The 12,071-nt window shown below is 61.6% G+C and carries 12 protein-coding genes; 5 read left to right on the forward strand and 7 right to left on the reverse strand.

What is annotated here, in order from left to right; genetic code table 11:
• Positions 1-378: 378 nt before the first annotated feature.
• The gene (gene rapA / locus BFP89_RS14580) at positions 379-3,225 is read right to left on the reverse strand and encodes an RNA polymerase-associated protein RapA (protein WP_065886151.1); all 2,847 of its coding nucleotides are present in this window, start codon (positions 3,223-3,225) and stop codon (positions 379-381) included.
• 219 nt (positions 3,226-3,444) lie between these two features.
• Between rapA and BFP89_RS14585 the strand changes: the two genes are divergently transcribed.
• A complete protein-coding gene (locus BFP89_RS14585; protein ID WP_065886152.1) occupies positions 3,445-3,786 on the forward strand; it encodes an aspartate-semialdehyde dehydrogenase in 342 nt (113 codons plus the stop codon).
• Here the strand turns inward: BFP89_RS14585 and BFP89_RS14590 are convergent.
• From BFP89_RS14590 to BFP89_RS14600, 3 genes are all read right to left on the reverse strand, one after another.
• Positions 3,783-4,964 carry an aminotransferase class V-fold PLP-dependent enzyme gene (locus BFP89_RS14590; protein WP_065886153.1) on the reverse strand — a complete coding sequence of 394 codons (1,182 nt, stop codon included), beginning with the start codon at positions 4,962-4,964 and terminating at the stop codon, positions 3,783-3,785. The two genes, BFP89_RS14585 and BFP89_RS14590, sit on opposite strands and share 4 nt — an antisense overlap.
• Positions 4,961-5,431, reverse strand: a complete 471-nt coding sequence (locus BFP89_RS14595; protein WP_065886154.1) for a RidA family protein — start codon at positions 5,429-5,431, stop codon at positions 4,961-4,963. The genes BFP89_RS14590 and BFP89_RS14595 overlap by 4 nt, the downstream gene beginning before the upstream one ends.
• An 89-nt stretch (positions 5,432-5,520) precedes the next feature.
• The gene (locus tag BFP89_RS14600) at positions 5,521-6,393 is read right to left on the reverse strand and encodes a LysR substrate-binding domain-containing protein (protein WP_065886155.1); all 873 of its coding nucleotides are present in this window, start codon (positions 6,391-6,393) and stop codon (positions 5,521-5,523) included.
• A 131-nt stretch (positions 6,394-6,524) separates the two neighbouring features.
• On the opposite strand from BFP89_RS14600, the gene BFP89_RS28945 reads away from it, so the two are divergent.
• Together BFP89_RS28945 and ccoM are read left to right on the forward strand one after the other, a co-directional pair.
• Positions 6,525-6,686 (forward strand): hypothetical protein, encoded by a 162-nt coding sequence (locus BFP89_RS28945; RefSeq protein ID WP_090408332.1) that lies wholly within the window; start codon positions 6,525-6,527, stop codon positions 6,684-6,686.
• A gap of 143 nt (positions 6,687-6,829) precedes the next feature.
• Complete coding sequence (gene ccoM / locus BFP89_RS29555; RefSeq protein WP_017530457.1) at positions 6,830-6,946, forward strand: cytochrome c oxidase subunit CcoM; 117 nt, start codon at positions 6,830-6,832, stop codon at positions 6,944-6,946.
• Between the two features lie 157 nt (positions 6,947-7,103).
• Here ccoM and BFP89_RS14610 read toward each other — a convergent pair whose 3' ends face one another.
• The 3 genes from BFP89_RS14610 to BFP89_RS28560 all read right to left on the reverse strand — a co-directional run bounded on the left by BFP89_RS14610 (position 7,104) and on the right by BFP89_RS28560 (position 9,598).
• Positions 7,104-8,579, reverse strand: a complete 1,476-nt coding sequence (locus tag BFP89_RS14610) for an inorganic phosphate transporter (RefSeq protein WP_057723136.1) — start codon at positions 8,577-8,579, stop codon at positions 7,104-7,106.
• 326 nt (positions 8,580-8,905) lie between these two features.
• Positions 8,906-9,106 (reverse strand): hypothetical protein, encoded by a 201-nt coding sequence (locus BFP89_RS14615; RefSeq protein ID WP_003172389.1) that lies wholly within the window; start codon positions 9,104-9,106, stop codon positions 8,906-8,908.
• 255 nt (positions 9,107-9,361) lie between these two features.
• On the reverse strand, positions 9,362-9,598 hold the full coding sequence (locus tag BFP89_RS28560) for a M15 family metallopeptidase (protein ID WP_141689089.1): 237 nt from the start codon (positions 9,596-9,598) through the stop codon (positions 9,362-9,364).
• A gap of 17 nt (positions 9,599-9,615) precedes the next feature.
• On the opposite strand from BFP89_RS28560, the gene pcaR reads away from it, so the two are divergent.
• Both pcaR and BFP89_RS14625 read left to right on the forward strand, forming a co-directional pair.
• Positions 9,616-10,458 carry a pca regulon transcriptional regulator PcaR gene (pcaR, locus tag BFP89_RS14620; protein WP_065886157.1) on the forward strand — a complete coding sequence of 281 codons (843 nt, stop codon included), beginning with the start codon at positions 9,616-9,618 and terminating at the stop codon, positions 10,456-10,458.
• A 144-nt stretch (positions 10,459-10,602) separates the two neighbouring features.
• Complete coding sequence (locus BFP89_RS14625; protein WP_065886158.1) at positions 10,603-11,943, forward strand: MFS transporter; 1,341 nt, start codon at positions 10,603-10,605, stop codon at positions 11,941-11,943.
• The last annotated feature ends 128 nt before the right edge of the window (positions 11,944-12,071 follow it).

Below are 12,071 nucleotides of genomic sequence, written 5' to 3' on the forward strand. Positions count from 1 at the left end.
GATTCAAGCCTGCGTTCGGCCAGCGTGGTTTAACGGGGCGCCTAGGATCAAAAGCAGATCAAGAGCAAGAGCGGCTCGCTTCGCATCGTGGTTAGTGTTGGCGGCTGTAGGCTGCGAAGTTGTGTAGATACCTATGCGCCGATGAGGCGCTGAAGGCTTATAAAAAAGGCCCGCATTGTGTGCGTAATGCCGTTCAGTTAAGGCTCTTTGTAGGAGCGAGCTTGCTCGCGAAAAACCACAGGCGCCGCGTTCAATCAGGAATCACGCGTTATCGTTGACGTTTTTCGCGAGCAAGCTCGCTCCTACAGAGGGCGATGTACGCTTAACTGAACGGCATTACGCATTGTGTGCGGGCCGTTCTTTTTCAGCAGGCAGTGATCAACCGGCCACCAGCACTCGAATCGCTTCGAGGCGCAACGCGGCCTTGTCGAGCATGGCCAGGCCTTGCTCGCGCTGGTTGCGCAGGGCGACCAACTCGCTGTCGCGGACGGTCGGGTTGACCGCTTGCAGGGCGGTCAAGCGCGCCAGTTCTTCGTCGGTGTCGGCTGCCAGGCGACGCTTGGCCTCGGCCACGCGCTCGGCGTGACGCGGGGCGATTTTCTCTTCGCCGGCGTTGATGCGCGGCGTCAACTGGTCGCGCTGGGCCTGCACGAATTTGTTGGCGCTGGCACGCGGCACGCTTTCCAACTGGTCGTTCAAGGTCACGAACGACACGCGGCCGGACAGGTCATTGCCGTTGGCATCCAGCAGGCAGCGCAGCGCTGCCGGGGGCAGGTAGCGACCCAGTTGCAGCGAGCGCGGGGCAACCACTTCGCTGACATACAGCAGTTCCAGCAAGACGGTGCCCGGCTTGAGCGCCTTGTTCTTGATCAGCGCCACGGCGGTGTTGCCCATGGAGCCGGATAGCACCAGGTCCATGCCGCCTTGCACCATCGGGTGTTCCCAGGTGATGAACTGCATGTCTTCACGCGACAGCGCCTGGTTGCGGTCGTAGGTGATGGTCACGCCTTCGTCGTCGCCCAGGGGGAAGCTGGCGTCGAGCATCTTTTCGCTGGGTTTCAAGATCAGCGCGTTTTCCGAATGGTCTTCGCTGTCGATGCCGAAGGCGTCGAACAGGGTTTCCATGTAGATCGGCAGGGCGAACTGGTCGTCCTGCTCGAGGATGTCCTCGACCAGCGCATCGCCTTCACCGGCGCCGCCGGAGTTGAGTTCCAGCAAGCGGTCGCGGCCGGTGTGCAGTTCCTGTTCCAGACGCTCACGCTCGGCACGGGCCTCGTCGATCAGCGCTTGCCACTCGCCGTCGTCGGCGTTCTCCAGCAGCGGCAGCAGGCGCGGGCCGAACTGATGCTGCAAGGCGTTGCCGGTCGGGCAGGTATTGAGGAACGCGTTCAGCGCTTCGTGGTACCACTGGAACAGGCGCTCTTGCGGGCTGGTTTCCAGGTACGGTACGTGCAGTTCGATCACGTGTTTCTGGCCGATCCGGTCCAGACGGCCGATGCGCTGTTCCAGCAGGTCCGGGTGGGACGGCAGGTCGAACAGCACCAGATGGTGGGAGAACTGGAAGTTGCGGCCTTCACTGCCGATTTCCGAGCAGATCAGCACCTGGGCGCCAAATTCTTCATCGGCGAAGTACGCTGCGGCGCGGTCGCGTTCGAGGATGTTCATGCCTTCGTGGAACACCGTGGCCGGGATGCCGGAACGTACGCGCAAGGCGTCTTCCAGGTCCATGGCGGTTTCGGCGTGGGCGCAGATCACCAGGACCTTGGTGCGCTTGAGCATTTTCAGCTGGTCGATCAGCCACTCGACACGCGGGTCGAAGCGCCACCAGCGGTGCTCTTCCTCGATGTCCGGTTGTGCCTGGAAGCTGACTTCGGGGTACAGCTCGGCATGTTCGCCCAGCGGCAACTCCATGTATTCGTCCGGGTTCGGCAGCGGGTAGGCGTGCAGCTTGCGCTCCGGGAAGCCTTGTACGGCGGCGCGGGTGTTGCGAAACAGCACGCGGCCGGTGCCGTGACGGTCGAGCAGCTCACGCACCAGGCGTGCGCTGGCTTCGGTATCGCCATCGTTGACGGCGGTGAGCAGGGCTTCGCCTTCGTTGCCAAGGAAACCCTGGATGGTTTTGTGCGCGGCAGGCGACAAGCGGCCCTTGTCGAGCAGCTCCTGCACGGCTTCGGCCACCGGGCGGTAGTTCTCGCTCTCGGCGCGGAAGGCGTGCAGGTCGTGGAAGCGGTTCGGGTCGAGCAGGCGAAGGCGCGCGAAGTGGCTGTCCTGGCCCAGTTGTTCCGGGGTGGCGGTGAGCAGCAGCACGCCGGGAATCACTTCGGCCAGTTGTTCGACCAGCGAATATTCGGCGCTGGCCTTGTCTTCATGCCACACCAGGTGGTGGGCTTCGTCGACCACCAGCAGGTCCCAACCGGCCGCGAACAGTGCGTCCTGGGCCTTCTCGTCGTCCACCAGCCATTCCAGGGCGACCAGCGCCAGCTGAGTGTCTTCGAACGGGTTGGTGGCATCGCTTTCGATAAAGCGTTCTTCGTCAAACAGTGCAACCTGCAGGTTGAAGCGGCGGCGCATTTCCACCAGCCACTGGTGCTGCAGGTTTTCCGGCACCAGGATCAGCACGCGGCTGGCGCGGCCCGAGAGCAACTGGCGATGGATCACCAGGCCCGCTTCGATGGTCTTGCCCAGGCCCACTTCGTCGGCCAGCAATACCCGCGGCGCGATACGGTCAGCGACTTCGCGGGCGATGTGCAGTTGGTGCGCGATCGGTTGCGCACGCACGCCGCCCAGGCCCCACAGCGAGGACTGCAGTTGGCGGCTGGTATGTTCCAGGGTGTGGTAGCGCAGCGAGAACCAGGCCAGCGGGTCGATCTGCCCGGCGAACAGGCGGTCGCTGGCAAGGCGGAACTGGATGAAGTTGGACAGTTGGGTTTCCGGCAGGGTGACCTGCTCGTTCTGCCCGTTGAGGCCGTGGTAGACCAGCAGGCCGTCGACGTCGTCGACTTCCTGTACGGTCATTTTCCAGCCTTCGAAATGGGTGATGCTGTCGCCCGGTGAAAACCTCACGCGGGTGAGGGGCGCATTCCGTAGCGCATACTGGCGAGTGTCGCCAGTGGCCGGATAGAGCACGGTCAACAAGCGGCCGTCCTGTGCCAGAACGGTGCCTAACCCCAGCTCTGCTTCGCTGTCACTAATCCAGCGTTGCCCCGGTTGATACTGCTGCGCCATGCTGCCTGACTCCCGCCGTGAAAAAGCCGACTATCTTAACGGAACAAGGCCCCACGCCCAAGGACTCTGACGAAAACTACTGGGTTGGTGCGCACGCCCGCCGGCTAAATCGACGGGTGGCGGGCACTCACAACTGTCGACTGGGTCACAGCTTGGCGAGCGCGCGCTCAAGTCGCCCTGGGGCGCGCCGACAGCCTGTTGATCAGGAGAATCAAGATTATGTTGCCACCCATGCTGCCCGTCAGTGTCGCGCCGGTCACGTCGCAACTCGATCCGGTGCGCCAGAAGCCGGATATCCCGCCCGTCGTGCCGGTTCAACCGAGCTCCAACGAGAGCACTATCGACCTGAAAAAGGGCGATGCGGAGCAGTCGACCTTTCTGCTGCGCGAAGAACAACGCCGCCAGCAAGAGCAGCAAAAACGTCAGCGTGAGGCCGGCGACGACCCTGAGCAGCACCTGCCGATTCCCGGCGATCTGCTCAACGCCGACAACACCGTGCCCGTGGCGCCGCTGATTGAAGACGCGCCGCGTCAGGGCTTGTGGGTCGACATCGAGGTTTAGTCGCGCAGTGCTCGCAAAGCCCCCAGCAGTAACGCGCAGTCCCGGTCGTCGTTGAGTGGGCTGACGGAGATTCGCGCAATGCTGTTCAACCCGCGCGCTTGCATGTCCAGTGGTGTGTAGGCCACACCGTTGGCGCCGATGTTGATGCGCTGCAAGCCCAGGCGCTGCTTGAGTTCGAAGGCGTCCCAACCGGTCAGGTTGAAGGCGATCAGTCCGGACTGCAGCGTGCCCATGTCATGCAAGGAAATCCCCGGGATCTGGCGCAGCCCTTCGCGGATTCGCGCGCTGGTGCGCGAGACGCCTTCCCATACCTGCTCGATCCCCAGTTGGTTGATCTCCTGCAAGGCATTGCCGAGTCCGGCCAGCAAGGCAAAGGACGCTTCGCTGGTTTCGAAGCGCCGCGCGTCGTTGCGCACATCGAAACCTGCGGCGGTCCAGGGGGCTGAAAACACATCGCGCTGGGCAGGATTCAGGCGCTGCAAAAACGCCGGCCTTACATACAACAGTGCCGTGCCCCGTGGCCCGCGCAGGTGCTTGCGGCCGGCGCACTTGAGCACATCGCAGTGCAGCGCCTGTACATCCACAGGCACCTGGCCGAGCGCCTGGCCAGCGTCGATAAAGTAGGGGATGGCATGACGCCGCGCCACTTCGCCGATGGCCTGGGCAGGGTTGATCAGGCCACCGTTGGCCGGCAGCCAGGTGAGGTTGATCAACTTCACGTCGGCGTCGATCATCGCCTCCAGCGCCACCGGGCACACTGCGCCGGCCGCGTCGCAGGGGATGACGTCGATTCGGGCACCTGCTTGCATGGCCATTGCCATGCTCGCCAGGTTACCGCCCCATTCATGGCGGCCGACCAAAATGCGGTCACCTGGCTGCCATGGGCCCAAGGCCTGGAACGCCAGGTTCCAGGCCGTCGAGCCACTGCTGGCGAAGGCAATCGAGGACGCGGGCGCATTGAGCAATTGCGCGGCGGCGTGACGGGCCTGCTCCACCAGCACGGCGCCATGCTCGCCAGCTTCCATCGGACCGTCCCGGGCTTCGCGTTGCAGTTGCGCGACGATGGCGTCGAGGGTGGCCTGGCTGGGCAGAGAAGCACCGGCATGATTGAAGTGCACGGTGCCGGCCCGGCAGCCGGGCGTGGCCGCTCGCAGTTGTCGGATGGCCAGCGGGGTCACGGTTGCAACTCGACAATGGCGTCGACTTCCACGGCCACGCCCGCCGGCAAACTGCTCACGCCGACGGCGGTGCGCACATGCTGGCCCTTGTCACCAAGGGCGTTGACCAACAGGTTCGACGCGCCATTGGCGACCGTGCTCTGGCGCTGGAAATCGGCGGTGCAGGCGATGAATACCCCCAGCTTCACGATGCGCACCACGCGCGACAGGTCATCGCCCAGGGCATCGCTCAGTTGCCCGAGCAGGCCCAGTGCCGCGAGTTCTGCGGCCTGGGCGCCTTGTTGATCATCCAGCGTGTCGCCGACGCGGCCGACGTAGGCAGGCGTGCCATCGAGCAGGGGGATTTGCCCGGAAATGAAGAGTTGGTTGCCGCTGACGACATGGTTGATGTAGTTGGCCGCCGGTTGGCTGGCAGTCGGCAGTGTCAGGCCAAGGGCGTGTACGCGTTGACGGATGGAGTCGCTCATGATGCAACCTCTTGAGGGGGAGGTTCCAGCATGTTGGCTGCACGAGTGGCCGACAAACGGATAGATCTCAATCGACGCATCGAAAAAAATCATGCGTCGGCGCAGGTTTCCTGCAGCCACTGAATGAAACATGCTGCCGCTTCGCTCGGCGGGCTGTGGGGCGTGATCAGCCAGTAGCCGATCTCACTGTGGTAAGGCGGCCAGTCGAATGCCTCCACCAGGCTGCCGTCGCGAAGCTTGCGCTGGATCAGGCGATGGCGGCCCATGGCGATGCCCTGGCCGGCCACGCTGGCTTCGACCACGATGTTGTAGTCATGCAGCATCACGCGAGGGTGGCGCTCGAGGTCGACCTGATAATGCTGCGACCAATCCGTCCACTCGAACGGGCGGTGTGAGGTGGCCATCAACAGCGGGCTATCGTGGGATTGGCCGGCCTTGAAGGCCGGGCTGCATACCGGTGACAGGGTTTCGGTCATCAGTCGCGTGGCGTGCACGTCGGGCCAGTCGCCCTTGCCGTAACGGATGGCCAGGTCAACCTCGGCACCGGCGACGTTGGCCAATTGAATGGCGGGCAGCAATTCAACCTGGACATGCGGGTAGCGATTGAGAAACTCGGCCAGACGCGGCGCCAGCCACAGCGTGGCGAAGGACGCCAGCAAGCCGACGCGCAACAGGCTGGGGCCGGGTACTGCTTTTTGGTGGCGGGTGGCGGTTGCAATGGCATCCAGGGCCGGGCGGATTTCGTTGTAGTAATGCTGGCCGTCCACCGTCAGATCTATCGCACGTGTGCGCCGGATAAACAGCGGTTTGCCCAAGTGTTGCTCAAGTTTTTGCACGTGGTGGCTCAGGGCGCTCTGGGTTACCGACAACTCATTTGCCGCCTTGATAAAGCTCAAGTGCCGTGCCACAGCCTCAAAGGCGCGCAGGGCCAGCAACGGAGGAAGGTCCTTGTGCAGTGCCACCGGGTTGCGTCTCCTGGGAGGAAGGAAAGGGTCGATTCTGGTCGATGCCCTGCATTTTGTCGCCCGCTGATTTGCCGTCGGGCGCGGGAGACCGCATTATTGGGCATTCCCGCCATTACGTAAGCCAAGCCATGAGTGACGACGACAAGCTGATCGACCTGAATGCCGAACGCGCCAAGCGCGTGCATGACCTCAATGACAAACGCCTGAACGAAGTGCGTCAGGCGTTTGAACAGGCGATGCCCCTGGGTAAAGCCAAGAAGAAGTCGAAGAACAAGCCGAAAAAACGTTGAATCAACTTGCCTGGATTGATCCAGGTCAGTTATTGCCCTTCTTTACGCCCCGTCGCGGGCGACATTGATCCCTGTCAATTTTCCATTCCGCCTTCTCCATTAACTTAGCCCTATCGCAACAGGGCAAGTGCAGGAGGCCGGTCATGTTTATCGATAATGTGGTATTTGCCGGAGTGCTGACCGTAAGCCTCATGGTGCTGTTTTTTGTTGGATTCGGATTTTTTATCTGGAAAGACGCGAACAAGCGTAAAAAACCCTAGGTTTTTCCGGATTACAGGGCACGCAAGGCATTTTGGGCGACTTCGGTCGCCCTTTTTTTTTGCCTATCGTTCCCACGCAGAGCGTGGGAGCGATCATCAGGCCATAAAAAAAGGTGCGATTCTCGCGAATCGCACCTTCTTCATTGCAGGCGACTGATCAGCTGCCCAGCGCCCAGGACGCCAGCCAGAACAACCCGGCCGAGAGGCCTACGGTTGCCGGCAAGGTCAATACCCAAGCCATCAGGATGGTCTTGACGGTGCCGCCTTGCAGGCCGCTTTTGTTGGCGACCATGGTGCCGGCCACGCCGGAAGACAACACGTGGGTGGTGGACACCGGCAGGGCGAAGATATTGGCGAAGCCGATCATGGTGGCGGTGGTGATCTGCGCCGACATGCCTTGGGCATAGGTCATGCCTTGCTTGCCGATCTTCTCGCCGATGGTCAGTACCACGCGTTTCCAGCCGACCATGGTGCCCAGGCCCAGGGCCAGTGCGACCGCGAGAATCACCCAGAACGGCGCGTACTCGGTCGTGGCGGTCAGGTCCTTGCGTAGCTTGTCGAGGTCGGACTTTTCACGCGCATCCAGGCCAGGCAGCTTGCCGACTTTCTTGGCGGTATCGTCCAGGCAGAGCAGGTAACGACGTACTTCGATGCGCTGGTCGGCACTCAACGCGTGGTAGTCGGAAACACCTTTGAGCGTATCAACCAGCGCGTTGATGGTCGGCTCGGTCTGCTGCGGGTTGCATTGGAACTTGCCCGGCAGATCGTCCTTGACACTTTTGCCCAGGGCCAGGAACTCGCCGAGCGTGGCATTGTTGCGCTGGTAGAACTGGCTCAAATGCACGGTGGCATCGCGAGTACGTTCGATCTGGTAGGTGGTGCTGCCCAGGTCGAGCACGAACTGCGCCGGCACGATACCGATCAGCACGAGCATGATCAGGCCGATACCTTTTTGCCCATCGTTGGAGCCGTGCACGAAGCTCACCGCCATGGCCGAAATCACCAGCACCAGGCGGTTCCAGAACGGCGGGTGCTTCTTGTCGTCAAGCTTGCGGCGCTGGTCCGGGGTCTTGTGCATCTTCGACAGCGGGCGCCACCACTTCAGGCCGATCAGCACCAGGGCTGCGACGAGAAAGCCGGCCATCGGCGAGAACACCAGGGACGCACCGATATCGATCGCTTTCTGCCAGTTCACACCGTCAGCCAGGGGAATATCGTTGATCAGGGCGTTGGCCAGGCCCACACCGAGGATCGAACCGATCAGCGTGTGGGAGCTGGAGGCGGGGATACCGAAGTACCAGGTGCCCAGGTTCCAGGTGATTGCCGCCGCCAACAATGAGAAGACCATCGCCAAACCATGGCCGGTGTTCACATTGATCAGCAACTCCACCGGCAACAGATGCACGATGGCGTAGGCGACACCCACACCGCCGAGCAACACGCCGAGGAAGTTGAACACCCCGGAGAAGAACACCGCCAGGTGCGGCGGCATGGCCTTGGTATAGATGACTGTGGCCACCGCGTTAGCGGTGTCATGAAAGCCATTGATGAACTCGAAGGCGAGGACAAAGGCCAGGGCGAGCAACAGGCTCACTAGAACCCAAGCATCCAGTCCGCTGAATAAATCGATCATGAAGGTTTTCTGACCCGGTCGTAAGGGGGCGCGATTATGCCAGAAAACCGCGGTAATCGATGCATTAGCTGCTCATCGGTAACAATCTGGCGTGAAAAAAACCGGCCTGCGCAGGCGCATCCCAGGGTTTTCGGGGCTTTGGCAAGTGCTTGATTTGTAAAGCCAGGGCGCGAAAAAACACGGTTTCGACACAAAAATGTCATGTGTGAAACATTTGTATGAAATTTCGTTAGCAGCAGTAGGGCGCCGACCAGTGGTTTTGAAGGTCGCTGCCCTTCGCAGGTGATGACCGGCGCCGACCGTAAAGCCTGGAGGCTCAACTCGCCCTAGGGCTCTTCGGCCTTGAGTTCTTGCTCGATCTTCTGGATTTCCTGGGCGAACGCCTGGTCCAGCAGGCTGGCGCGCTTGCGCCAGGGCTTACGTTCCGGCTCAGGCTGGGCGGCGTAGGTGGTGACTTCCCCGCCGTAAACGTCCTTGTAACGTTGCTCCTGGCGCTCAAGTTCCGCGCGCAGTTCATCTTTCGTCACAGTGTTACCTAATTGAGTTGGGTTTAATAAGGGTACAACTTCATGCCAAAAGGCGCCTCGGGTGTACATACTTCAACAGACGCCCTGTTCAAGTTTAAGTAGGGACCTGAGATCGCTTTTTCAATCCACTGCTTTAATCGACCCTGCGCACGGGATGCGGCGCCGGGCGAGCTCCGATCCCAATAACCGAATTGGGCTGACCTCTGTACAGGCTGCATTATAGCGACGCATTTGAAGAACGCTATCGGCATAAATTTAAAAAGTCTCAACTTCATGTGCGAGTTTTGTTACATCACAGCGTAAGTATTGGCTGAACATATACCCCCAAAACAGCCGTTTTTTACCGGGCAACGCGCTGTAGCGGGCTCGGCAACCGAGAATTGCGATAATCGCATCATCGTCCGATAATCGCCCAATGTTGCCGCCCTTGCCTTGTGCATCGCTAACCGTGCGGCTTGTAATAGCAGCCAGCCCTTCTGTGGTTGAAAACAAGAAAAAGGATCCCTGAAATGAACGATCAATTGCGCAACTCCTTCGCGTCGGTGGCGCCGCCGATCGTGGCATCACCGGCCAAGCGCATCCAGGCGTTCACCGGTGATCCGGACTTCATGACCTCCCTGGCCCGTGGCCTGGCCGTGGTGCAGGCGTTTCAGGAGCGCAAGCGTCACCTGACCATCGCCCAGATCAGCCATCGCACCGAAATTCCGCGTGCCGCCGTGCGCCGCTGCCTGCATACCTTGATCAAGCTGGGGTATGCCACCACCGATGGCCGTACCTACTCGTTGCTGCCCAAGGTACTGACCCTGGGCCACGCCTATTTATCGTCGACCCCCCTGGCCGTGTCGGCCCAGCCCTACCTGGATCGCATGAGCGAACAGCTTCACGAGGCCTGCAACATGGCGACCCTCGAAGGCGACGACATTCTTTACATCGCCCGCTCGGCCACCACTCAGCGCCTGATTTCCGTTGACCTTTCCGTGGGCGGGCGCTTGCCGGCGTACTGCACCTCCATGGGCCGCATCCTGCTGGCCGCCCTGGATGACGCTTCGTTGCAGGATTACCTTGACCACGCCGACCTGCAAACCAAGACCAGTCGTACCTTGACCACGCCCGAAGCGTTGTTCGAATGCCTGCAACAGGTGCGTCAGCAGGGTTGGTGCATCGTCGATCAGGAACTGGAGCAGGGCCTGCGTTCGATCGCCGTACCGGTTTACGACGCATCCGGCCAGGTGTTGGCCGCGCTCAATGTCAGCACCCATGCCGGGCGGGTCAGCCGCAGCGAGTTGGAGCAGCGGTTCCTGCCAAGCATGCTCAGCGCCAGTCGCGAGCTGAGCATGCAACTGTTTGCCTGAGTGTTCGGTGACCGCACAGAACCCGGCGTGATCAATTGACGCTGTTTCCCCTGGCTTATTAATGTGCGGCAGCGCTTCAGGGCGCGCTCCAATAATAATGGCGACCCCAGGTCGCTGGCCCGCCATCGGTGTGGAATAAAAATAATGAATCAGCCATCTGTCGGTTCTACCCTGGACGTGCAGTCCTTCATCAATGCCCAGCCCTTGTCACGTTACCAGTGGCGCGTGGTGATCCTGTGCTTCCTGATTGTCTTCCTCGACGGCCTCGACACCGCCGCCATGGGCTTTATCGCACCCGCGCTGTCCCAGGACTGGGGCATCGACCGCGCGAGCCTCGGCCCGGTGATGAGCGCCGCGTTGATCGGCATGGTCTTCGGCGCGCTGGGTTCCGGCCCGCTGGCCGACCGCTTCGGGCGCAAAGTGGTGCTGGTGGGCGCGGTGCTGGTGTTCGGTGCCTTCAGCCTGGCTTCGGCCTACAGCAGCAATGTCGACCAACTGCTGGTGTTGCGTTTCCTGACGGGCCTGGGGCTGGGCGCAGGCATGCCCAACGCCACCACGCTGCTCTCCGAATACACCCCCGAGCGGCACAAGTCGCTGCTGGTGACCAGCATGTTTTGCGGCTTCAACCTGGGCATGGCCGGTGGCGGGTTTATCTCGGCCAAGTTGATCCCGGCCTTCGGCTGGCACAGCCTGTTGCTGATCGGTGGCATCCTGCCGTTGATCCTGGGCGCGGTGCTGCTGGTCTGGTTGCCGGAGTCGGCGCGTTACCTGGTGGTGCGCAACCGTGGTACCGACAAGGTACGCAAGGCCCTGTCCCCGATTGACCCCGGCATTGTCGCCCAGGCCACTCACTTCAGCGTGCCGGAGCAAAAGACCGTCAAGGCGCGCAACGTGTTCGCGGTGATTTTTTCCGGTACCTACAGTGCCGGCACGCTGTTGCTGTGGCTCACTTATTTCATGGGCCTGGTGATTGTCTACCTGCTCACCAGCTGGCTGCCAACCCTGATGCGCGACAGTGGCGCCAGCATGGAGCAGGCCGCCTTTATCGGGGCGTTGTTCCAGTTTGGCGGCGTATTGAGCGCCGTCGGCGTGGGCTGGGCGATGGACCGGTTCAACCCGCACAAAGTGATTGGCACCTTCTACCTGTTGGCGGGGGTATTTGCCTACGCGGTCGGGCAGAGCCTGGGCAATATCACCCTGTTGGCGACCCTCGTGCTGATTGCCGGGATGTGCGTCAACGGTGCGCAATCGGCGATGCCCTCCCTGGCTGCGCGCTTCTACCCCACCCAGGGCCGCGCCACCGGCGTGTCGTGGATGCTCGGCATTGGCCGTTTCGGCGCGATTCTCGGTGCGTGGATGGGCGCGACCTTGCTGGGCCTGGGCTGGAACTTCGAGCAGGTGCTGACGGCGCTGGTGATTCCGGCGGGGTTGGCCACCGCAGCGGTGCTGATCAAGGGCATGGTCAGCCACGCCGATGCGACCTGACGTCTGGCACAATTCAAAATGTGGGAGGGGGGCACGCCCTGATGCCTGTCTGTAGGAGCGAGCTTGCTCGCGAAAAACGTCAACGATAACGCGTGCTTTCTGAATGAACGCGGTGCCTGTGAGCTTTT

It is taken from the genome of Pseudomonas sp. 31 R 17, assembly GCF_900004915.1.
GTDB lineage: Bacteria > Pseudomonadota > Gammaproteobacteria > Pseudomonadales > Pseudomonadaceae > Aquipseudomonas > Aquipseudomonas orientalis_A.